Below are 23,685 nucleotides of genomic sequence, written 5' to 3'. Positions count from 1 at the left end.
CGTCACGACGCGGAGGGAGAAGCCGCCCCGTTCGCAGCCGCCCTGTTCAGGGAAGGCAGCTCTTCCGGGACGGGCACGTCCGGTGAGTCGGTGAAGTTCCAGGTGGCGGATACGGTGAAACTCGCCTCACCCTTCCCCGAGAAGACCCCGAGGCTGAAATCGCTCCCCAAGGTCACGCCGAACTCGACGGTGACCTCGTTCGGCCGCCGGGTCGATTCGGTGAACGACTGGTGGATTCCGTCAAGCACGCCGCCCAAAGGACGCAGAGCCTCGGCGAGCGCTTCGCCGCCTCGGGTGAGGGCCTGCGCCGCACGTTCGTTGACGCTCACGGGCAGGGCTGATCCGAAGTCCGCTGGAAGGTCGAGAGGTTCGCTCGCTTCGGTTTCGCGCTGGCTTGTGCCCCGCTCGGGCATTGCAGAGATGTCCTCGAGCGCAGGAGTGAGGTGCAGGCGCACCACCGAGCCGTCATCAAAAGCGAGATTTACGTCCCCCATGAGCACCATCCTGTCATGATCAGCAGTCGGCCGTGGCCCCAACTCCCTTACCGGCCACTCAGGGCGCTTTGACGCCCGCGCCTGGGCGCCGCCTCGCTCACGGGTGCATCGGCGCGTGTTGGCGAGATCAAATTGCGGTATGGACAACAGGGTCCTCGGCGATGATCAAGTTGCCCAGTTCGAACGGCGCGCGTGAGCCGAGCACCGGCTGGATAACGCTAACCGGTCCGAGATCGAGGCGTACGCCGTCGGGGAAGGACCGCTTGCCGCCGCCGACCACGCTCGATGAACAGGTGGTAGTCGTCCACCAGGCCAGCCGCGATCGCCTGGCGAGGTTCGGGCCGTCGATGGTGAGGTCGTGCGCGGACTCGGCGTTGAGTGTGCGTATCGCGTCGGGGTCGAAGGTCCGCTCGATCCTGGTCCTCGCGGTGGACACCGAGTCAAGTGTCGTGGAGTACACGATCTTCTCTGCGGTACCGGGCGTCGGCCGGCCGCGGCAGCCGGTGCAGTTCGGCGAACACCTGGCGCAGCTCGGTGAGATCGTGGCGGCAGGCGTTGAGCAGGGCGAGGTAGTCGTCGACGGGCCAGGGGGCGAGGATCCCGGAGCGGGTTCAGTGACTCGTTTCTGGCCAGGGGCGGGGCATCGTGCGGAACCTTGTCATGGCTCCGGTCACGGGTCAGGGGCAGATCCGGTGGTATGCGATCTTGTCGGGGATGTAGCGGTGCCATTCCCGTTCGGTCAGGGACCGGCCCGCGATCGCGCAGGCCTTGTCGGTGAGGGTGGCGAGGTCATTGAAGGCGTCGGTGTCCCACAGCCGTACGGTCCCGTCGTCGCTGCTGGTGGTGAGGGTGTTCCCGTCCGGAGCGAAGAGGGCCGAGCGCAGGACGCCGGTGTGGCCGGTGAGCAGGGCCAGTTGCCTGTAGGTCCGAAGGTCCCACAGGCGTACTGCCCGGTCGTCGCCGGTAGTTGCCAGGGTCTTGCCGTCCGGGCTGACGACGGCCGACCAGATGGTGCCGGTGTGGCCGCTGAGGGTGGCGAGGCGGCGGTGGGTGCGTACATCCCACAGTCTCGCCGTGGCGTCCCGGCCGCTGCTGGCGAGGGTTTTCCCGTCCGGGGTGAAGGCCACCGACTGCGCGGAGTCGGTGTGGCCCGTGAGCGTTGCCGTGAGGCGGCGGTGCTGCACGTCCCACAGCCGCAGTTTGCCGTCCCAGCCCGCTGTTGCCAGGGTGCTGCCGTCCGGGCTGAAGGCTACGGAGCTGACCATTTTGGTGACCGTGTCGAGGGTGCCGAGGCGACGGTGGGTCCGTGCGTCCCACAGCTGTACGGAAGAGGACTGGAAGCCGCCGGTCACGAAGATCCTGCCGTCCGGGCTGAAGGTCATCCAGCCGGCCCCGCCGGCGAAGGCCGCCAACTGCCTATGGGTCCGTACACTCCACAGGCGGGTCGTCCCGTCGATGTAACTGCTGGTGGCGAGGGTATGGCCATCAGGGCTGAAGCGCACGGACTGCACAGGGCTGCGGTGGCCGTCTAGAGAAACGAGCAGGCGGCGGGTGCGTACGTCCCACAGCAGGACCGCCGGACTGTCATGGCTGCTCGCGGCGACGAACCGCCCATCCGGGCTGAACCGTACCGAGCTCACCTTGCCTACGTGCCCGGTCAGGCGGCCCAGCGTGCGCCGCGTACGGGCGTCGTGCAGGTCCACGCTCCCGTCGCCGTCACCGGTCGCGAGGACTTTCCCGTTCGAGCTGTAGGCCGCCGGGCTTCCCGAACCGCCTGGCCCTGCGAAGGTAGCGCGCGGCTGCCCGACCTCCATGTCCCACAGCCGGACCGTGGCATCCCCGGCCCCGCTGGCCAGCATTGCGCCGTCCGGGCTGAACGCGAGTGCGTCCACAGACCCGGTATGGCTGCTCAGTACGGTCACGGCCGTGCGCTCCCGCACGTCCCACAGCCGTATGGAGCGGTCCTGGCCTCCGCTTGCCAGGGTCCGGCCGTCCGGGCTGAAGGCCAGGGCGAACACGGTGCCGCTGTGTCCGGTGAGCGTGGCCAGCGGGCGGTGGCTGCGCACGTCCCACAGGCGCGTCGTGGCGTCGCTCGCCCCCGTGGCCAGCGTTTTGCCGTCCTGGCTGAACGCCAGCGACTGGACAAAACCCGTGTGGCCCTTCAGCGTGGCGGTGCGGCGCTTCTCCCGTACGTCCCAGAGCTGCACCGCAGACTTGTCGCTGTCGCTGGTGCCGTAGCCGGTAACGGTGACGGCAAGGGTCCTGCCGTCGGGGCTGAATGCGAGGAGGGAGGGCCAGCCGTCGTCGTTGCGGTGGGCCTGGAGTTCGTCGATTTTCTGATGGGTACGGGCGTCCCAGAGCAGGACTTTGCCCTTCTGGCCGCTGGTGGCGATTGTGTCTCCGTCCGGGCTGAAGACCGCCGGGCTCCGGACGCCGGTCAAGGCAGCGGTCTGCTTTCGCGTGTGGGCGTCCCACAGCCGCACCTTCCCGCCGTGGCTGGTGACGAGAGTCCTGCCGTCGGGGCTGAACGCCGCCGTGTGCACCTGGCTGCTGTGGCCGTCGAGTGAAGCCAGCTGCCGGCGCCCTGCCATGTCCCACAGTCGTGCCGTGCCGTCGTTTCCGCTGGTCGCGAGGGTCTTGCCGTCCGGGCTGAAGGCGACCGACCTTACCTCTGCCGTGTGTCCCATGAGCGTGGCCCGTAAGGGTGAGGAAACCGTGGACAGGAGCTGGGCGCGAGTCTCCGGAGTCGGGGAGACGCGCTGAGCTGCAAGGGCGAGGCGAGCCGCCAGGGCTGGGTCGGTGTTGGCCTGCTGCCGGCTCTGCTCCGTCAGGCTCCGAGAGGCGGCCAGGGCCCGCTGCTCGTTGCTGCTGTGGGCGTTGAGGGTGGCCAGGCCCGCCGCAACGAGGACAAGTGCGGTGAGTACGGCGAAGCCCGCGCGGCGCCGGCGGCGCCAACGGGCGAGACGCTGCTGGACCTGGGCACTGGCCTCGACGAACTCGGCCTCCTCGTCGGGTATTTCGGTGACGCGTGCGCCGATCCACCGCCGCGCCTCTGCGATCTGCTCCTTGCCCAGGGTCAGTTCCTGCGGACGGCCCTGCTCCTGCCAGGCCCGCAGGGAACGGCGCAGCCCTTCCTGCCAGCTGCGGAACTCCCGGTTCTCCTCGACCCAGCGTTGCAGCCGCTCCCACTTCTCCACCAGTGCCTGATGCGCGAGCTCAGCAGTGTCCCGCCCCGTCGGGCGGCGCGTCACCACGACCAGCCGCGTGCTGGCAAGCCGGTGGATCAATGCCCAGTCGCCTGCGGAGAACTGGGTACGTGCGGCTACCCGGCGGGTGTCCGGGCCGCGCTCTCCGGCGTCCAGCTGCTCGCCGGGACGTACGAGTTGGATGAAGATCCGCTCCAGCGCCTGCTGCTCGGCCTCGTCCGCCCAGTCCCACAGACTGTGTTCCGCTTCTCCCGCCAGGGCCCCCTCCACGCCACCGAGTTCCTGGTACGCGGTGGTGGTCAGCCACCCGCGTTCCTGTCGCTCCCACAGTTGGCTCAGGGCGTACTCCAGCATCGGCAGCGCGGCCGGGCCGGGTGGGGTGTCCCGCAGCAACTGCTCGACCAGGCCGTCGGCGAACCGGACCCCCGCATGCCCCTCCAGCGGGCAGGTGATCGCCTCTCGCAGCTGCGTCCGCATCATCGGCTGTACCACCACCGGGGTGGCGTCCCACGCCGTACAGAGGTGGGGGAGCTGCTCGATCTGCCGGAGGAAGTCGATCCGGGTGACGACCACGGCCTGGGCGGGACGGCTGCCGTCCATGCGGCGAGCCGTCAGAACCCCGAGCATGGCGTCCAGCCGGCGGGCGGTGTCGGGCGCGTCCGCGAGCAGCGTTTCGAACTGGTCGACCACCAGCACCAGCCGGGACCGTCCGCCGTGGCGGGCCAGTGTCTGCTCCACCGCGGTACGGATGCCCTGCTCGCCGGTGAGCTGCCGGGCCAGCGCCAACCAGCGGTCGTGCCAGCCCGCCTGCATGGTGTCCGCATCTCCCGCCGAGGCAAGAGCCCAGGCCAGCAGCTCCTCGGCGGTGAGACGCAGCCCGTGGGGCAAGCGGGCGATCACGTACCGGTCGCTGTCGAGGTGCCCGAGCAGGCCGGCGCCGACCAGCGAGGACTTGCCGACGCCGGAGGATCCGAACACAGGAAGGACAGGTACCTGCTGCTGATCGAGGAGTTCGACCAGGTGCTGCGTCTCGTTCGTGCGGCCGTGGAAGACTGCGCGGTCGTGCTCGGTGAACGGCAGCAGTTCGCGGTACGGGCTGTCCGCCAGCAGCCTTCTGCGCAGTTCGGGCCACTCCCGGGTGAGGGACTCCACGGTGAGGGCGTAGCCGGTCCGGCGCCTCTGGTCCCCCTCGACGGCGACGACGATACCGATGACACCGCCGTATTCCTCGTCCCACACCGGCGCCCCGCTGAAGCCGCCTGCCAGCGGGAACGGTGCCTCTTCGTCGCAGGTCAGCTGCCACCAGCCGGTACCCTCGCGGCCCTCGACGGTGCCACGGGTCCAGATCCCGGCGTCCTTGCTGCCACCTCGTCCCGGGTACTTCGGGAACCCGAAAGCCCGCCAGCGGTGCCCCGCCAGGTCCTCCGCCTCCACGATCCGCAGGGGCACCGAACCCGGCGGGGGCTCGCCGTCCAACTGCAGGACGGCGACATCACCGCTGCTGTCACCGGCCACGGGAACACTGAAGCGCACGGAGGCCGTGACCTTGGGACGCCCGGGCAGCAACGGGAAGTCGAGCGTGACCGGAAGAAGGTCCGGCAGCGGTTCGTCGTCCGGGAGACCTGCGGTGGAGGCGACGACGTGGGCACACGTAAGCAGCAGCCGGTCGGGGATCAGGAACGCCACCCCGACCGGACGGCCGTCATGAAGCACTCGGGCCGTCCCGCGCTCCCAAGCAAAGTCCGGCTCGCCTGCCGGTGTCACGCGCCGCCCTCGGAGCGGCCCCACTCCAGCTCCAGCTTGATGTGCGCGTCCCCGGATCCCTTCGCCACGACCAGGCCCGCCTCCGCCGTCACCCGCAGTCCGAACTCCGCACGGACGTGATCAGGTTTGCGCGGGAGATCCGCCAGCCGCTCCAGCATCGTCGCGGCCACCCGCTGCACCCGGGCCATACCCGACTCGAACGTGTCGGCGGACGTCTCGAAGAGTCCGTCACCGCGACTCGCCCGGATCACCCCGGAACCCTGCTCGTCAGACAACTCGACGACGAAGACCTCACCGTCTTCGAAGGGGACACTCAGGTACACGCGGCGACCTCTCTGCTGCTCCATCAAGCCACTTGCAAAGTAAGGCAGTTGTACGGATCTTCCCGGCCCGTCATGGTAGCTGCGATCTCCGGCAGGGCACCTTTCCTGGCGTTGAGGCCGTTACACCCGTGTTTGCGCCGGATCACCCAGCGCGACCGCAAGGGTCGGTAGCTTTCATATCGGCGCCCAGATCCCGGCCGCCCCCGCCAAGGACAGGGTTCGGGCAACAGCCACGGCGCATCAGTCTCCGCACCGCGTCTTCGAACTGGGAGTGGGGCGTCCAACTGCGCCAGCCCGTAATCGCGCGGCGGGTTCTGCCGGTAGCCGGTCAGCGTGGGGTCGTCCGGGGACGCTCCGCCCTTGACGAGCTGGTGGCGGACCATGCGGGGGCGTTTCACGCGGCGGGCAGGAGGGCCATGACGGTGGACTGCACGAGCTGGGCGGACGCGAGGACGCCGGGAATGCCTCCGCATTTGTCGAGCAGGTTGGTGAGCATCATGCGGAGGAATCCGGCGTCGTTCTCAGGTGCGTCGAGGCGGGGGCTGATCTCGTCGAGGATGCGCAGAGCGAGCTCGGCGTCCTGGTGCTGTCCGCGCAGCTGTTCCAGTGTGGTGCGCAGGTCCTGGATGCTCTCGTGGGCTTTCTCTGTGGCGGGGGAGTGGATGTGGTTGTGCTGGGTGGCGTTGTGGGAGAAGGCCGCGGCCTGGGTGGGGCCCATGGTTCCGGAGTTGATGACTCCGTAGTTGACGCCGGGGGGTGTGGGATCGGGGGAGGGGGTACGGCGGCTCATGAAGGCTCTCCTAGTTCATGGTGGGGTCTTGGGAGAACGGGGCGGCCTGGACGGGGCCGGTCATGGTGCCGCCGTTCATGACACCGAAGTTGTAGATGGCCGAGGCCTGTTGCTGGTAGGCGGCGATGTCGACGTTGTGGTCGCGCAGGAAGATCTCGGTGGAGTCGAAGACGCGGCGCTGCATCATCTGCACGTAGTAGCGGGCATCGTCGTACATGTGCATGTCGTCGATCCAGCGCAGGCTGTAGACCTCGCGCAGGCTGACGGGGCCGCTGCCGGTGTCCAGTTCGGGCACCTGCCGCGGTGTGCGACGGACGATCCGGTTGATTCCTGCGGCGATGTCTCCGAGAGAGTTGAGCAGCGTCCTGCCTATCCAGGCCGGAGTCCTGACATCGGCCGCCGTAAGCCCTGCGACTGCTGGGTTCAGCGGCGCCATGATGTGCGGCAGAACCACGACCCGCAGGAAGCCGCCTTGATATTCGAAGCGCACCAGGACGGACACGATCAACTCGCCGCTCCAGCCGGTGATTCTGGCCCAGATGTAGCGGCGGGCGATGTCGGCGCCCGGAAGCCGGGTCGTGGCGCGGTCCCCCGCCGCCAGAGCGTGCATTGCTTCCCAGGCCGCTGTGTCCAGAGTGTCCCAGCGGTTCGCGGCCACTCCCGCGATGCCCAGAATCTCCGTCCGCGGCACCGGGTGGCTGCGGGAGTGAGCGGGCGCCGGATCCTTCAGTTTCGCCGCGACATGCGCGTGCAGGTCAGCAACCCCGAAATGCTTCAACGGCTTACGGGGATCTCCCTGTCCGCTGTGCTTGCCCAGAGCAGCGAGCACAGCGGCGGCCATGTCCCCGGCTGTCGACGGGACCCCCGGCACCCCGGCAGGAGCCGGCTGGTCGCGATCATCCTGCCCGGGTGGCGCCGGCTCGACATCGATACCGATGACCGCCGCAGGCCATGACTGCAGGCCCGCTCCCACGAAGCGATACCGCGGGCCCGTATTACGCATCTCACGGATGTAAGGCAGCACCGGAACCTGCTCAGCCGACGGACCAGGCAACAGATCCCCGGCCAGCAGCGCATTCATCCGCTGCTGCGCAACCAAACGGTCAACCGCACAGATGAGCCACACACCCATCCCCGCCACGCCTGTCGCCCAGGCCGCCGACAGCAGGCCACTCCAACCTGCCCAGCCGGCAAGGACCAGCAGAAGAACCAGGCAGCTCCGGCGCCACCGTGACTGCCGCACTGCCTCACCACAGGCGTGCACAACCGGCTGCTGGTTGAAACCGAAAACTGGACCAGGCCGCGCAGCCCCCTTGATCCGCCGCCGCACCCACAGAGCGAACTCCTCACCCGTCACCACCGAAGGCGGCCGCCGGTCACTGCCCGCCGGGCCCCCAGAACCAGCCTCCGGCCCTCGCAGGCGAAGCTTGCTTCGCACTGCGGCTTTGACCGCCTTCTTCTTCGCCGACCAGCCGGCGTGCAGGCCCGCCAGCCGATCGGGGCGGGCATAGGCGGCCGAGCACAGCTTTCGGGTGATTCCCTCGGTGTAGGCCGTCTGCTCCGCCGAAGCGGCAGGCGAGACTCCCACAGGGACGGCCGGTACTGAAAAGACTGATCGATGATCGACGGATTCCACTTTCATGCCCCCGGTATCTCGCTCTGTCCGACCCTGAACAGAACGTGAGAGAGCGATCCTGCCCGCACGTGACGACAGCGGCCAGGGCGCAAACCATAGGATCTTGTTCCTTTCGGGAATAATGGCCGGAACCCTCCCCTGGCGCGTTCAGTCACTGATGTCCCACGCAGGAGCGAGCGGTCCGGACGGCTCCCAGTTCCACGGTGAAGACGCGGCGGTGCATGCCTTGCCGACACGCGAGAAGAGCTCAGCGAAGAAGATGGCGAAGAAGTCTCCCGCCACGAGGCCGCAGCGGAGGAGCTTGAGGTTATGAGCGGACCAGGACGATCGTTTCGGACGGTGTGGCTCTGCCGTCTGATCGTTCGAGTAGGACGTTCAGCCCTGCGCCCACAGTCCGGTATAAGGCGGCGAGGGCGGGTTGGTTCAGGGGGTGCTGTGCCGATGCTGCCAACGTCAGAGCAGCGACTTGGAGATGTGCTGCCTCCACGGCGCCGACAAGCCTGCAGATGTCCGGCAGAGAGGCAGATAGAGTCTGGGCGCTCTTCGCGAGGGAGAGGAATGAGAGGGGCGAAGAAACCCGGATGACGGTGCGGGAGTGGTCCCCAGACGCGGCTTGGTCAGAGTTGCGTCGCGATCCCGTGAGAGCGCGCGCCCAACCATGGATGTAGACAGCGTTGCGAAGGTACTTGTCCTGATCGGTGAGAGTCGCGTCGACCGCGCGTGCAAAGGTGTCATTCGTGAGATTGCCAAGTGCGGCGCGCGCCAGTGAAGGTCTGCTGCAGGGCGAGTGCGCTGTCTAGGAGCTGTTTGGGGTTCGGATCATGTAGTTGAGGTGAGCTGCTTCAGCCACATGAGCGATCCCCGGAGGTGAAGTCCTGCCTCGTAGCTCTCGGGGGACTTGTCATAGCGGGTGGCGAGCCCACGCCAGGTCTTGATCTTCTGGAAGCAGCGCTCCACAGTGTTGCGCTGCTTGTAGCGGTGCGCGTCGAAGACGACGGGCCGGCCGCCGGCCGAGCCCTTCTTCCGGCGGTTGGCAGCTTGGTCGTTCTTTTCCGGGATGACTGCGGTGATCCCGCGTCTGCGCAGGTAGGCGCGGTTGGCCTTGGACGAGTAGGCCTTGTCGGCGGCCACCGCCCCGGGCCGGGTGCGCGGGCGGCCCCTGGGGCCTGCGACGCGGATCCGGCCGAGCACCACCTGGAACTGCGGGCAGTCCGCCGCCTGGCCCGGGGTCAGCACGAGCACCAGTGGCAGTCCCGCCGCGTCGACCGCGGCGTGGACCTTGCTGCTCAGCCCGCCTCTGGACCTGCCGAGCCCGGCCGCCTCCGCCCGTGCCCGGCGACGGCGCCGTGCCGCGGACCGCTCCCGGCCCTCCTGCGAGTCGCCCGCGCCGGATACCGGCGGTGGCGCATCACCCGCAGGACCGGTCCCTGTTCCGGCAGCGGAACCCCTTTTCCTCGGTCAGTGCCTGTTCGAGTGCGTCCAGGGTCTCCCCGGCGATCGCCAGACCTGCCGATTCGTGATGGGCCCGCACGACCGTGGAATCCACACTGACCAGTTCCAGCCCGACCTGCCCGCGTGCAGCAGCCTCGGCGATCAGACCGTCCATCAGCGCTTGGAACACCCCGGCCTTCGACCAGGCTCTGAACCGTGAATACACCGTGGACCAGGGCCCGTAGCGTTCCGGGACATCACGCCAGCCGCTGCCGGTGCGAAACCTCCACAGCACGCCGTTGAACTGGTCCCGCACCCGTCGAGGCAGCGGACCCGTCGCCGCCACCGGCAGACGTCCCTCGATCAACTCCCACTCGGGATCCGTCACATCAAAACGCGCCACGCAGGAGTTCTACCAGCCCAGGCCAGCACACCATTGAACCTCGCAAGATCCGAACTTCGAACAGCTCCTAGGGGGAGGCCCGCTGCTTGCCTTCGAGCCTGGTCCTGAACGTTGCCAGGGGCGAGAGCGAGAGCCTTTGCAAGTTCGCGCGTCTCCTCCAGCACCCTGACGACTTCGTCCTCCGGGAGGGGGCTGGTGTGTAGCAGGCGCATCAAGATCTGGCCCTGGCTTGGTCGGTCGCACCTGTTCAGATGTCGAGTACCTGCGGGTTCGGCTGCGGCGGAATGGGGCGTAGGGGAAGAATCGTCAAATGTACTTCGTCGACCAAATGGAGCGTCTGTGACTACGTTGCTCAAGGGCCAGAACGCTTCGCTGGCAGCAGGACCGGTCACTTTCACCGTTGTTTCTACAGGGGTTGCTGCTGATGTCTCAGCTCTGCTTCTGGGCGCAGGGGGCAAGGTCCGCAGTGACGATGACCTGGTCTTTTTCAACCATCCCGCGCACGACGGGGTGACCCTGACGGGGCGCAGCATCACTGCGGATCTGGACCGGCTTCCGACCAGCGTGGCCACGGTCGTGGTGGTTGCCAGTGCCGACCCGCAGCAGCCCGCGTCGGTGTTCACCACCGCGCCGCGTCTGACCATCACGCAGTCCGGCTTGCCCGGCAGGGACTTCAGCGCGCCGGACTTCACTGCCGGGGAGACTGTAGTGGTCCTTGCCGAGCTTTATCGACGAGGCGACGCCTGGAAAGTCCGCGCGGTGGGCCAGGGCTACGCGTCCGGGCTCGCAGGGCTGGCCACCGACTACGGCGTCGACATTGACGACCCCGGTACCGCGCCGAGCGCGGTATCGGTTCCTGCCCAGACCCGGCCCGCCGCTGCGGATGCCGCAGTGGATTTGTCCAAGGTGCAGAGCCAGGCTCCGGCCCTCATGGAGCCGGCCCGGCAGGCCGGGAAGGCCTTGGTCCACAGGGGCCTGACGGGAAAGCGGGCGGCGGTCTATCTGATCCTTGATCACGACTGGCACATGGAGGAGATGTACGAGTCGTTCGCCGTTCAGGCATTCGCGGAGCGGGTGCTCGCGCTGTCGGCCAACCTGGACGACGACGGCACAGTCCCAGTGATCTTCTCCAGCGGTGAGGAGCCGTTCCTTGAAGAGATCCGGCTGGACAACTACCGCGGCCGCATCGGGCAGCTCCACACGCAAGTCGACTGGGGATGGGGGAACGTGGCCGATGCCATGCGCCGGACAGTCAGCCACTACCAGGAGTCCGGAGCCTCCGACCCCGCCTTCGTGGTCGTTCAGGTCGGTGACGAACCATGGGACAAGGCTCAGGTGCGGTCCCTTCTGCAGAACACCGCCACCCTTGGGGTCTTCTGGCTGTTCGTCGGGTTTGGTCGTGGCAAACTCGCCTTCTACAAGAACCTGAACGCCTCCGCCTCGGCTGCGTTCACCAACGTCGCCTTCTACGATGCGAGCCGAAACCCGGGATCCGTTCCCGGCGAAGAGTTCTACGCCGGTCTGGTCGACGCGTTCGGCCGCTGGATGAACCCTTAGGTCAGGTCTGCGGCGGCCTCCTGCTTGGGATCCGCCACAGCATCGGAACATGACGCTTCGCCCAAGGAGGGCTTGCCGCAGACGGAAGTGACATCCCGCTTAAGTGCTGGTCCCGCTATCTGAAGCTCCTCCTGAGCACGGTGACAACTGTTCCCGCTGCCCGTCGCCCTTCTGCCGTGTGGCCTGCCGTCTGGCTGAACTCTCTCCAGATACGCGGGTGTTCGGGTGTGATGGTCTGCCGTTCGCCGAGCACCCCTTGGACCAGGCAGCGCCCGCTTCGTTGGAGCCGCTGCTCCAGCCACTGCCGGGAGACAAGGAGACTGTGGGCCGCACCGGTTGGGCGCTCCCAGGACAGGTACTGCACCTGGAGCCGCCCGTCGGTGTCGTACCAGCGGGGGCGGTCGGGGTCCCGTTGGAGTCCGCTGTCTCTCAGGAGCGGGTCATTGAGCAGCGTCACGGATACGGGTGCGTCGAGGGAGCAGTCGGAGCTCTGTGCACCCCAGTTGTAGGTCTGGGCGGTCGGGACAGCTGTGACGGGTTGTCCGGCGGCGTCCGTGGCGCGGTCGATCCGGGCCTGCGGCTGTGCGTCGAGGGTGCGCTCCAGCCAGCTGTCCCCATCGTCGACGGGGCCGTCCGCCCATTGCTCCGCGAGGTCGAGGAGTGACTCGGACTGCGTCTTCTCTCTCTTGTTCCTCCAGATGGTGAAGGCATCGATAGGCCCGGAGGCAACGGCCGGTGCGGGTGCCGGCTCCGGCGTGGCCGGGTCGGTGTCATCGTCTGGACCATCCACGCTGTCCGGGCCGTCGTGGCTCGGTCCCTGGTCCGGGTACAGGAATGTACGCACGTGCCAGGTGTCGGGTTCCGGGTCGGTCCAGGGGCCGGGCACAGTGGGGAAGTCGGCGAAGAGGAGGCTGCGGCGTTCGGGGTCCTCGGGCATCAGCCGGTTCATCAGAGACCGGCCTTTAAGCCATGTGAGCAGGCTGGCGGACTGGCCGTCGGCAACGATCCAGCTGTGGATGCGGTGCCACTGCTCTGCCTGTCCGCGGGTGATGTTCCAGCCGCGACCGTCGTGATCATCCATGGCCTGTTCGTGGAGGACGATCCACTCCCTGCCCTGATCGTCGGCCCGGATGCCCAGTTCTCCGAGGTCGGGCAGGTTGTTCGGACGGATGATCCACTCGTCGATACCGTCGTTGTCAGGCAGTACCGGGACGGGCGGAGCGAGAGGGTGTGAAGGATCGGAGGGCGGAAAGGTTGCGTTGTCCGCTTCTCTGGGGTCGCTTGCGTCGTCGTCGGCGTCGAACGGGTGCCGGGCCGGCGGAAGAGAGGGATCGATGTCGAGCAGGGACAGCCGTGCCGCGCCGGGGTACTCGGTGTCGTCGTCTTCGAAGGCCCGGTGGGGGTGACGGTGGTTCGCCAGTCTCTCCACCAGCTCGTGGAGGGCCATCCACTGGTACTTCTTGCCGATCCGTTCGCCTTTGTGGGACTGCCTTGAGCTGGGCATGCGTCCACGGAAGGTGTCGAACTCGGCGAAGAGCTCCGGTGACCATCCAAGATCGGCGACGCGGGCGAGAACCCACCGCGCGGCCCACTCTGCGTCCACCCGGGTATCGGCGAGGCGTTCGTCGTCGGCGGGTGGCGCCCTGCAGTCGTGCAGCAGCGCGTACTGATCGCGGTCGAGGACCTGCCGCCCCTTCCACCCGGTGAGGAGCTGCGTGACAGCGGCCGGTGAACTCAGGGCAGACCGGACCGACTCGGGGAGGCTCTCTGCGAAGGCGGGGATGCGGGCGGTGTCCACCACGACAGGATCGTCGCGGCGCTGCCACGATGGCCGCTGGGGATAGCCGGACGCCAGAGGCAGCATGCTGAAATGGTTGACGGCCGACCGCACTTCGTAGTCCGCGAAGTCTCCCAGTGTTGACAGGGAGGAGCGAATCGAGCCCCACTGGGGCTGGTCCCGCTCGCGCCGCGGGAAGAGGTTGTCGAGATCGTCTTCCGCCGGGGCCTGCCCGATGTCCGGGCAGGGATGCGGGTGCCTGACCACCCCTGCTTCGTCGTCGGTGACGGCACCCGCGCCGTGCGCCATGGTCACGATGCGGGTAGCCGCATCGCACAGCAACGCGTTCCTCGAGGCATGCGCTGGCGAACCGGTGTCTCCGTAGACATATTCAATGATCCGCTGCGCGACCTGCTTCAGGAGGCCTCGCCGCCCCTCGCCCTCGCCACGGCGGGCCACGACCCCGTACGCGACCCACACCAGGCGCTCGAAGAGGTAGGAATCGTCCACCTTCCCGGCGTCCTCGTGCAGGAATCTGTCCAGGAGGGACACCAGCACGTCCCCGTGCCCCAGGAGCAGTTGCACGAGGGCTTTGGTTGCACGGTCCCGGAGGAACCGGTTGGAGGACGTGAGGGTCCAGATCAGTGTCGTGGCCGCCAGCCGGACGACTTCCTCGTTGCTGGGTGCGGGAGCAGTCACGGGCCGGCGTGTCCGGTCCCCGAGCCGGGGCTGGGCCGGACGGGACGAGGGGTGGAGATCCTGCGGGGTGGGGTACTGCTCGGCCCAGCGCAGCAGCCGGTGCAGCGCGGTGACGTCCCACAGCATCGTGTAGGTCTCAACACCCCACCAGGCGTCGCGTTCGGGCCGTGTTCTTCTCGCCAGTACCTGGTGGAGACGGTCGGCGTTCAGCAGATGCCCTGGCTCCGCGGCGACCGCCAGGACAGCCTCCAGCACGTCGGAGGTACGCCCGTGACGGGCCGCTGACTCGTTGAGGAGTGCGATGGTGCGTTCGGTGACGCTTCGTGTGCTGCGGAGGGGAAGCGTTTCCAGGAAACTACGGGCCAGGAGGTAGCGCTGCGTGTCCGCCCGGTCGTCGGGCTCGGTGGTCTCCGTCGCGGGCCGAGGAGGGGAGGCAAGGAGGTCGATGAGTTCCGTGCCGGTCTGCTCGGGCAGGAGAATCGACGCGGCTTCTTGATAGTTGGGTGCGGCCTGACACAGCCAGTTTCGCAAGGAGGAGTCGGCGGCCAGGTTTTGGCCCTGACGGAGCGACTTGATCTCGTCCTGGTGGGCAGCGAGGACCGACCGCACGACGCGGTCGTCGCCGAACGCCTGATAGGGGAAACCGATACCGACTTCTTCCTCCGCCCTGTAGGTCCGCTCGTGGGACACGATGCCCTGAGCGAGGAGTTCCCCGAGCATGGTGTCCGGCCACGTCGTGGCTGCAGGCGCGCAGGCGTCCGCAAGATCGCGGGCCTCACCGCGGGGAAGCACGGAAAGCCGTTCGGCGGCCATGCGTGTGGCAAGGGCGTCCACCGCACGGTGCACGGGCCGCTCGATGGGGTCCAGCCCGAGCCGGGAACAGATGGTCTCCGCCCGGTGATCGACATAGGCGTCGAACACCGCGCTGCGGTCCCGCGGACGGCCACCCGATCCCCTGTCCCGGCTCTTGTTCAGGCTGTCCGCGTACAGCTTCACGAAGAGCGGGCTGGTGAAGACCGAGGCGAGCAGGGGGGTGTTGGGAAGAGCAGCCTGATTGCCCCGAAGGTAACTCTCGAGGCCTTCCATCTCCCGGCCTGCGAAGCCAGAGTGCACCGAAGTAGGCCCGTCGAAACGGTCAGGTACCACCAGAGATCTGAAGGTCGAGCGGCAGGACACCACCAGAGCGATGTGCCGGTATCCGGCCAGATGCCCCTGGAGAGCGAGCAGTTCGCTCTTCCAGCGCCCCGCGTCGGCGGAGTCATTGAGGGCATCGATGATCAGCAGGAAGCGGCTGCCGCTGGCCGCGCCCGCGGCGTCCATCGCCTGGAGGAAATCCCGCTCGGGGAGGGGGCCCAGTCCGCGTCTCCGCGCGATCTCGCTCAAAGGGCTGTGGCCGCTCAGCTCTTGCCCGAACACGACCAGCGCCGGCCGGTCTTTGTCCACGGCCCTTTGTGCGGCATCGACCAGCAGATGTGTCTTGCCCTGCCCGGCTTCCCCCAGGAGCAGCCACGCTCCCTTTTCCGCTGCCCGGGCAGCGCTGCTCTGCATCAGGTTCAGCACCCGCTCGCAGGCGTTGCGGGCACGTGCGAGAGCTCCCTCGCGTAAAGATTCCAGACTCTCGGATGCAGTCTGTGCGTGGCCCATGCCCGGCTGCGAGAGAGGCGGCGCCGAAGCATCACCACTTTCGGTCGGTTCTCCGGCGAACTGGTCGGCCAGGCCCCTGAATTCGCCCAGCCGGTCAAGCATGTCCTCAGCCACAGCGGCTGTCTGCTCGGCGGGGAAACCGGAGCTCGCGGATGCCGCAGTCAGGTCTTGGACCAAGCTGTCCGCGCCCTCCCGCAGCGGACGTGTCCACAACTGCACCCACCGCGACAGCGCTTCGTGCGCCGGGCTGCTGTCCGGCGCAGGGTAGCGGTCATGCCACCACGTCATCTCGGAGAGGGCTGTCTCAAAAGTGGACTGCAGGTCCCGGGCCCGCTGAACACTCTGCCGGAGGAATTCCTGCGGCAGGGCGCACGCGTCCGCCACCTGGGCCAGCGGCAACGTCACATGATGTTCCGGGGTGTACCGCGAATCAGCCAGACGCTCAGCGAGCGTGACCTGTTCCCGTAACCACTCCGTGCCCAGCGCACGCTTTTCGAAGAAGAACCATTGGCGTCCCTCATTACCGGGCCGGGTCAGGCGTTCCAGCAATTCGCCACCACCGACATAGCGGATGTCGACACCGGCGAGACCAGGCAGTTCATTGTTCCACTTGACGACGTTGTTGTTCCACCGCTTTCGTGCGCCGGTACGCGGCGTGCCGCTCGGGGTGAAAGGAGTGGGATCGGAGAGGTCGAAGGGCGTGAGGAACTCAAGCCGGACGATCTTCCGGTGGGCGATGTTCTCGCCGACTGTCTTGGCGCTCTTCTTCGCCTGGGGGATCAGGTCTTCGATGCGGTGGACGAACTTGACCTGGTACCCGTGCGCGGCACTGCCGTCGGGGGCCTGGTCGTACCATTCGACACCGCCGTCCGGGGCGGCTGTCTTGATCGTCTCCCAGCCCGGAGGCGCTGGCGTGCGGAGCTGGAAGCACAGTTCTTCAAAGGCGCGATGCTGGCTTCCGTCCCATTCCCGGATGCTCTGCCAGTTGTGTGCCCTGCTGTCGTTTTCCGTCACTGCCGTCCTCTGACCGTTCTGCTGGCCCACACCGCCCGCATCAGGTTCCAGCGTAGAGGGCCGGACTGACACACGAGGTTGTTCCACTGCTGGGGTACCAGACAGGTGCGGGCACCGCCACTGCGGCCCGGGACCATAGAGCGTCCGTCGTGCGGGAGGCCATGGAGCGCTCACGGCGCCGTCATCAGCGGCCGGGTGGGTATATACGACACTGGCCGAACCCAGGCCCTGACGTGCATCGTCAGGGTCTGGTGTGAGAAGCGTTGGCTTCTGCTGTCGAGATTGAGCAGGCCACTTGGGGCGAGAGTCAGTACCTTTTCTGGGGGTCAGGCGGCGTGTCCGGCATCCCGAGCCGGAGGCGGGGGCGGAGTGGGACGGTGGTGGCTCTTGGCCTCGTAGATCGTTGTGCTGCCGTCGGCGTTGCGCGTGATGAGGTCGGTCTTGTCGTCCCGGAAGGTGTCAGGCAGGGGCGAGTACTTGATTGCGTAGAGCTCTCCTGCGGAACGGCCGCCTGCGAGGGGCATGATGCTGATTTCGGAGGGGCCGGAGGAGGGGTTTTCGACACGGAGCGCTCGATCGAAGGTGGACCCGTTACGCCGGGCTTCTCTCGAGGCCAGGAAGGCGGTAGCGACGGCGACGGCGGTCGTGATCTCGTCCCGCGGCAGCTTCTGGAGGAACCGGGGATAGGGGTGGGGAAGGTTGAACGTGTCGATGTCGAGCGGCAGTTCGTCACGGACGAGGTGGTCGGGGACGGGCCGGGCCGACGCTAGTTCGTCGAGGCCGAGGCGGACGAGACGGGCGAGGTGGTCGGGGGGACGCCGGGCGGACGGGGGCTCGGGGCGGGTGCGGTGGGTGGTGATGCGGTGGTAGGCATCGATGTACGGGCGCTGTGCGTCGGGGCCGATGCCGCACAGGGTCAGGAACGTCACCAACTGCTCGGCGGTGGGCGGCAGTTTCTTGCGCTCCACGATCCGCCACGCCGTGGTGCGCGGCAGCGGCCGCCGACCGGGGGCGAGGCGGCTGTCGCTCGGCGAGGGCGCGCCGGCCCGTTCGTACACGACTGCTAGGGGCTGTTTGGGGTTCGGATCATGTAGTTGAGGTGAGCTGCTTCAGCCACATGAGCGATCCCCGGAGGTGAAGTCCTGCCTCGTAGCTCTCGGGGGACTTGTCATAGCGGGTGGCGAGCCCACGCCAGGTCTTGATCTTCTGGAAGCAGCGCTCCACAGTGTTGCGCTGCTTGTAGCGGTGCGCGTCGAAGACGACGGGCCGGCCGCCGGCCGAGCCCTTCTTCCGGCGGTTGGCAGCTTGGTCGTTCTTTTCCGGGATGACTGCGGTGATCCCGCGTCTGCGCAGGTAGGCGCGGTTGGCCTTGGACGAGTAGGCCTTGTCGGCGGCCACCGCCCCGGGCCGGGTGCGCGGGCGGCCCCTGGGGCCTGCGACGCGGATCCGGCCGAGCACCACCTGGAACTGCGGGCAGTCCGCCGCCTGGCCCGGGGTCAGCACGAGCACCAGTGGCAGTCCCGCCGCGTCGACCGCGGCGTGGACCTTGCTGCTCAGCCCGCCTCTGGACCTGCCGAGCCCGGCCGCCTCCGCCCGTGCCCGGCGACGGCGCCGTGCCGCGGACCGCTCCCGGCCCTCCTGCGAGTCGCCCGCGCCGGATACCGGCGGTGGCGCATCACCCGCAGGACCGGTCCCTGTTCCGGCAGCGGAACCCCCTTTTCCTCGGTCAGTGCCTGTTCGAGTGCGTCCAGGGTCTCCCCGGCGATCGCCAGACCTGCCGATTCGTGATGGGCCCGCACGACCGTGGAATCCACACTGACCAGTTCCAGCCCGACCTGCCCGCGTGCAGCAGCCTCGGCGATCAGACCGTCCATCAGCGCTTGGAACACCCCGGCCTTCGACCAGGCTCTGAACCGTGAATACACCGTGGACCAGGGCCCGTAGCGTTCCGGGACATCACGCCAGCCGCTGCCGGTGCGAAACCTCCACAGCACGCCGTTGAACTGGTCCCGCACCCGTCGAGGCAGCGGACCCGTCGCCGCCACCGGCAGACGTCCCTCGATCAACTCCCACTCGGGATCCGTCACATCAAAACGCGCCACGCAGGAGTTCTACCAGCCCAGGCCAGCACACCATTGAACCTCGCAAGATCCGAACTTCGAACAGCTCCTAGGGCAGCGCCGAGGTCGCCCTCGTTGTGGATGAGGGCGGGGGCCGGCGCCTTGAGGTGGCGGAGGCGGCCGCGCTGTGCGGTGCGGCCACGGTTGCGCAGGAGACGTGCCCGGGCCTGGTCGGCCGGGGTACCTGCGCAGGCACGCACGTAGGCGTCGAGGACGGCCGGGGAGGGCGCCGCGGTGCCGGACTCGGCGCGCTGGACGGCGCCGCGGGAGACGTTGGCAGCCTCGGCGAGGGCACGCTGAGGCAACCGCGCGGCCCGGCGCAGGGCGATCAGGTGCTCGGCGAGGTCGGCGAAGGAACGGTCCGGGGTGCCGACGGCGGATGAACGGGTCATGGCGGGCGCCTACTTGCCTGCGGCCGTGGAAGACCGCACGGCGGTCTCGACGATGACGGTCACCAGCCGCCGGCCGCCCCGGGCCGCGGCCAGGGTGGCGGCGCCGATCGCTCCGCAGCCGCCCAGCAGCGCGAAGACGGTCTCCAACGGGGTGCCGACGAGGAACAGGGTGCTGCCCAGTCCCAGGACGGCGATCAGCAGGATCAGCGCGTGCGTGGACCCGAACCGCCCTGAGTCACCGTCCGGTTCGGCGGCGCCGGGGACACAGGGGCAGGCCGTTGCCGGTTCGGCCGGGCCGGGGAGGGAGGAGAGATCGCTCATGGTGCGCAGGACTCCGTCCTGACGGGGGCCGCCGGCGAGGCGCCGGGGCCCAGGGCTACTGGTCGCAAAGTCGCGCAGCCCTTACGGCAGTTGGACCTGCCACACACGGCGGGCTGCGCTCGACATACCCTTCCACGCCCCGCAGTCCTCCGCCCCGTCCCCGTGCGGCTTTTGTCTGTTATGTGAAATTCTGGCCCCGTTGGTGTTCCCCGCCCCGCCACCGGATCCGTCACCCGGCCACCCCCCGAACTCCAGCATGCCACCGATGTCTTCCGCGTCTTCCGCGCCCGCGGTGGCCCACCGTTTGTTCCTGCCGACTTGCGGCCTGGACCCCTTCAGGAAGACGGTGGTCCCAGCACGACACCGACGGCGAGCCGCCGGTGTCCTCCTGACGGCTACTGGTCGCAAACCCGCACCGCTTCAGGATGCCCGGCAGGCGCGTTGGACCGCGTCCGCCGACACGTCAAGCCGACACCACACCCGGTGTCGGCTTGACCTGCTTCCGGGCCCCTTGCCTGCCTGCCCGGTCGGCGCCGGGCCCGGGCTGGCGCCGACCCACCTCCACCAACGGATCACGGCCTCGACGGCTCGACAGAGGGTGATCAGTCTGGCCGGTTTGCCGAACCCGCCCGAACAAGACGCCAGGCAGCGCAAGCGGACTGCAGACCCGCCCTGGGACCAGACGCAGCCCACGCCACAGCCCCACATATCCCACCTGCCTCTGCGTCATGATGAGCGGCATGGTTACGCCGGTCGACGCCCCCTCTGTCCGCCCGTTCCGGAAGCCTGAGCTGCGCCCGGGCCAGGAGCGTGGACTGAAAGCGGCAGTGCGGCATTTGCGGCGCCCGTATACCCGGGCCCTGTTCGTTTCCGCGACGGGTACGGGCAAGACGCTGGTTTCGATCCGCGTCGCGGACGCGCTGCAGGCACGCCTAGTACTGGTCGTCGTGCCCACCCTGGATCTGGCCGCGCAGACCGCGCTCGCCTGGCGGCGTGACGGGCACACCGGGCACATGGTGATCGTGTCCTCGATGGACGCCTCCGCGCACGGCGCGCTTGCCGCACGCCGGGTCGGCTCCACCAGCGACTCCCGCTCGCTTGCCGCCCTGATGTCGGTGGTGGGGGAGGGGGAGGACCAACTGCCCGCGTTGACGGTGATCTGTACGTACGACTCCCTCGACAAGATCGAGGGCACCCAGCACACCCGCTACCGTGTGCCGCCGTTCGACCTCGCGGTCATGGACGAGGCGCACCGGATCGCCGGCCGGGCGGACAAGAAATGGGCCGCAGTCAACGACACCGCCCGGATCCGTGCGGACCGCCGCCTCTACATGACGGCCACCCCCCGGAGTTTCGCCGCACCGGACCTTGTCGAGTCCGCAGACACCGGCCGCCCCCGGCCCCGCCGACGCACGCTTGAGCCCGGCATGGACGTGTCGCTCAACTCCATGGACAACGAGGCCGTCTACGGAAAGAAGATCTTCGAGTACCCCCTCGCCCAGGCGATCGAGGACGGCGTCGCGGCGGACTACCGCATCGTGGTGCCCACCATCACCGACACCGAGCTGCGCACCCGCCTCAACACCACCGCCCCCGGTACGAGCACCGACATCGCCGATACCCACGACGCGCTGCGGACGACCGCCCTGCACCTGGCCGTCCTGAAGGCCATGTCCGACCACGAACTGCGCCGCGTGCTCGTCTTCTTCCACCTCGTCGAAGACGCGAGACGGTTCACCCGCGAGCTCGGCCACACCCTGCGCCGGCTGCGCCGGGCAGACCCCCGGGCGTTCCCCGGCCTGCAGCCGACAGTGTTCTTCGTCCACGGCGACCACACCCCCGACCAACGCGCCCAGATCTTCACCGACTTCGCCGCCTCACCCCGCGCGATCCTGACGAACGCGAAGGTGATCGCCGAAGGCGTCGACATCCCGTCCGTCGACGCGGTCGTCTTCGCCGACCCCACCAGCAGCGTCATCCGCTGCGTCCAGGGCCTGGGCCGGGCACTACGCCTGGACGTGTCCGGCAAGACCGCAAGCCTCATCGTCCCCGTCTACATCCCCCCAGGCGCGGACTCCGAAGACATCCTGGGCACCGCGTACGAGCCGGTATGGGCGATCACCACCGCCCTGGCCAGCCACGACCACCGCATCCTCGAACGCCTCCCGAACAAAGCCAACCGCCTGCCTGCGGAAACCAGCCGGCTCATCGGGCACCGGTGGCACTTCGACTTCACCGTCCACCCCGAACGTATCGCCCGCGCCATGGACCTCATCTCCTTCAACCCCCGCGGCCCCCTCTCACGCTCCCGCCGCGAAGGCCTGACCGCAGCCCAGGCATTCCACGACCACTACGGCCATCTCGACGTCCCCACCGACCACGTGGACACCGTCGGCTACGAACTCGGCCGCTTCATCACCACCATGCGCGACGCCCACCACACCGGCCGCCTCGACCCCGACCTCACCGCCGAACTCGACACCCTGGGCATGATCTGGGACAAACACCAGGCCGCCTGGCGCGCCCGCCTCACCGCGGCCGCCGACTACCACCAAACCCACGGCCACCTCGCCGCCCCCGCCACCACCCCCACCGGCGCATGGCTCGCCGAACAACGCCACCTCGCCACCAAGAACGCCCTAGACCCCGCCCGCGCCGACGACCTGACCGCCCTCGATGCCCACTGGCGCCTGCCCTACGGCCCGGACTGGCACCGCAAATACCACCTGCTGCGCACCCACCTCACCAACGGCACAGACCCCGCCACGCTCACCCACGACACCCTCCTGGCCGGAGTAAAGATCGGCTCCTGGCTGCACCGCCAGCTCACCACCTGGCACACCCTCCACCCCGGCCAGCAACACCTGCTGGCCTCCCTCGGCCTCACCCCGGCCGGCAACCCCCTCACCTCTACTGGCCGCCCCCGCCGCACCTTCGAACAGACCGTGCAACTCCTCGAACTCTTCCTCCACCGCGAAGGCCGCGCCCCCGCCGCCCGCGAGACGATCCGCGTCGACGACGACACGGTCAGGATCGGCGCCTGGCTCGCCAAAACCCGCACCAAGCATCGCGCGGGCCAACTCCCGGACAACCACACTCTCCTGGTCGCCACGCTCTTCGATGGCGACTGGACAACTGAGGACGCCGTACCGGCTGTCCCGGTGTAGCTGAGAGCTCCCGGGGCACTATTCGCGTCTTACATAGAGATCGATGGCAACACGCCCAGATCCGAATTCACCAAAACTTTTTCATAAGGAAGCACAGATAGCCACGCCCCCAAGAACACCACGCCCCGTTGCTAGAAGGGGGGCGAGTCCGCCTGTCGCACCGGCGTACCCCCCTCCGCCAAGGCCCCCAACCTCACCAATCGAGCGCGAATGGCGCTAGGTTGACGATCAAAACGCTGAGCGAGCCCCTCGACCTCCTCGCCCGCAGCGTGAAGCTGCAGCAGCAACTGCTCATCTTCCGGCGTCCATCGTTGATATGCCTTCCCGTGCCGCCTCCGGACCTCATCAACAGAGTAGGTTTTAGAGGAAGAAGCTACGGTTTCCCGAGGAAACTCGATCGCCACCACCGAACCCAGAAGAGAGCTGTACACCTCGGTCCCGTCAAGCCACAACCGCAGTTCCCCATCCGCGAAAGTCAGCACATCAGCCTGAACCTCCAGTACCCGACGCATGACATCCGGATCGTTCGGGTCCACCGCAAAGTCCGCCAACCGTAAGCGGATCGTTCTCACAGATGAAGTCATGAAGAGAAGCATGCCGTAACGCCTTCAGCCGAACGAGGCTTCTAGCCAGCCGTTTTTGGTTCTTGGAGCGAAGCGGAGAGAACTGGCTCGGCTTGCCGAGCCCCGAGCCGCAACGCGGCTCGGTTGCACTGCCGGCAGTCCGCAACGCGGAACTGTTCACTCAAGTTCTTGGAGCGAAGCGGAGAGAACTGGCTCGGCTTGCCGAGCCCCGAGCCGCAACGCGGCTCGGTTGCACTGCCGGCAGTCCGCAACGCGGAACTGTTCACTCAAGTTCTTGGAGCGAAGCGGAGAGAACTGGCTCGGCTTGCCGAGCCCCGAGCCGCAACGCGGCTCGGTTGCACTTCAACACGCGCAGCGTGTTGG

At 68.0% G+C, this 23,685-nt stretch carries 12 protein-coding genes and 3 pseudogenes; 2 read left to right on the top strand and 13 right to left on the bottom strand.

The window, feature by feature from the left end:
* Positions 1 to 2: 2 nt before the first annotated feature.
* From OIE74_RS00075 to OIE74_RS00045, 7 genes and pseudogenes are all read right to left on the bottom strand, one after another.
* On the bottom strand, positions 3 to 503 hold the full coding sequence (locus OIE74_RS00075; protein ID WP_329377028.1) for a CU044_2847 family protein: 501 nt from the start codon (positions 501 to 503) through the stop codon (positions 3 to 5).
* A gap of 118 nt (positions 504 to 621) precedes the next feature.
* Positions 622 to 966 (bottom strand): annotated as a pseudogene (locus OIE74_RS00070) (hypothetical protein); the annotation flags it as partial.
* A gap of 205 nt (positions 967 to 1,171) precedes the next feature.
* Entirely contained in the window at positions 1,172 to 5,413 is a 4,242-nt protein-coding gene (locus tag OIE74_RS00065; protein ID WP_329377026.1) for an nSTAND1 domain-containing NTPase, read from the bottom strand.
* A 47-nt stretch (positions 5,414 to 5,460) separates the two neighbouring features.
* Positions 5,461 to 5,787, bottom strand: a complete 327-nt coding sequence (locus OIE74_RS00060; RefSeq protein ID WP_329377025.1) for a CU044_2847 family protein — start codon at positions 5,785 to 5,787, stop codon at positions 5,461 to 5,463.
* Between the two features lie 394 nt (positions 5,788 to 6,181).
* Positions 6,182 to 6,577: a hypothetical protein gene (locus tag OIE74_RS00055; RefSeq protein ID WP_329377024.1), complete on the bottom strand. Its 396-nt coding sequence runs from the start codon at positions 6,575 to 6,577 to the stop codon at positions 6,182 to 6,184.
* 10 nt (positions 6,578 to 6,587) lie between these two features.
* Positions 6,588 to 8,219, bottom strand: a complete 1,632-nt coding sequence (locus tag OIE74_RS00050) for a hypothetical protein (protein WP_329377023.1) — start codon at positions 8,217 to 8,219, stop codon at positions 6,588 to 6,590.
* Positions 8,220 to 9,032: 813 nt separating this feature from the next.
* Positions 9,033 to 10,047: pseudogene (locus OIE74_RS00045) on the bottom strand (IS5 family transposase).
* A 339-nt stretch (positions 10,048 to 10,386) separates the two neighbouring features.
* On the opposite strand from OIE74_RS00045, the gene OIE74_RS00040 reads away from it, so the two are divergent.
* Positions 10,387 to 11,604, top strand: a complete 1,218-nt coding sequence (locus tag OIE74_RS00040; protein ID WP_329377022.1) for a VWA domain-containing protein — start codon at positions 10,387 to 10,389, stop codon at positions 11,602 to 11,604.
* A gap of 115 nt (positions 11,605 to 11,719) precedes the next feature.
* Here the strand turns inward: OIE74_RS00040 and OIE74_RS00035 are convergent, their stop codons facing one another.
* From OIE74_RS00035 to OIE74_RS00015, 5 genes and pseudogenes are all read right to left on the bottom strand, one after another.
* Positions 11,720 to 16,738 (bottom strand): hypothetical protein, encoded by a 5,019-nt coding sequence (locus OIE74_RS00035; protein WP_329377020.1) that lies wholly within the window; start codon positions 16,736 to 16,738, stop codon positions 11,720 to 11,722.
* A gap of 326 nt (positions 16,739 to 17,064) precedes the next feature.
* Complete coding sequence (locus OIE74_RS00030) at positions 17,065 to 17,796, bottom strand: hypothetical protein (protein WP_329377018.1); 732 nt, start codon at positions 17,794 to 17,796, stop codon at positions 17,065 to 17,067.
* A 28-nt stretch (positions 17,797 to 17,824) separates the two neighbouring features.
* Positions 17,825 to 18,840 (bottom strand): annotated as a pseudogene (locus OIE74_RS00025) (IS5 family transposase).
* Positions 18,822 to 19,250 (bottom strand): helix-turn-helix domain-containing protein, encoded by a 429-nt coding sequence (locus OIE74_RS00020; RefSeq protein WP_329377016.1) that lies wholly within the window; start codon positions 19,248 to 19,250, stop codon positions 18,822 to 18,824. The pseudogene OIE74_RS00025 and the gene OIE74_RS00020 overlap by 19 nt, the downstream one beginning before the upstream one ends.
* Before the next feature lie 9 nt (positions 19,251 to 19,259).
* Positions 19,260 to 19,571, bottom strand: a complete 312-nt coding sequence (locus OIE74_RS00015) for a hypothetical protein (protein WP_329377014.1) — start codon at positions 19,569 to 19,571, stop codon at positions 19,260 to 19,262.
* A gap of 728 nt (positions 19,572 to 20,299) precedes the next feature.
* Between OIE74_RS00015 and OIE74_RS00010 the strand changes: the two genes are divergently transcribed.
* Positions 20,300 to 22,738, top strand: a complete 2,439-nt coding sequence (locus tag OIE74_RS00010; protein WP_329377012.1) for a DEAD/DEAH box helicase — start codon at positions 20,300 to 20,302, stop codon at positions 22,736 to 22,738.
* A 131-nt stretch (positions 22,739 to 22,869) separates the two neighbouring features.
* Here the strand turns inward: OIE74_RS00010 and OIE74_RS00005 are convergent, their stop codons facing one another.
* A complete protein-coding gene (locus OIE74_RS00005; protein ID WP_329377011.1) occupies positions 22,870 to 23,334 on the bottom strand; it encodes a hypothetical protein in 465 nt (154 codons plus the stop codon).
* Positions 23,335 to 23,685: the final 351 nt, after the last annotated feature.

It is taken from the genome of Streptomyces sp. NBC_01716, from assembly GCF_036248275.1.
Classification (GTDB): Bacteria; Actinomycetota; Actinomycetes; order Streptomycetales; family Streptomycetaceae; genus Streptomyces.
Note: the sequence above shows the minus strand (reverse complement) of the source record. Positions and strands in the feature narration are given on the sequence as shown.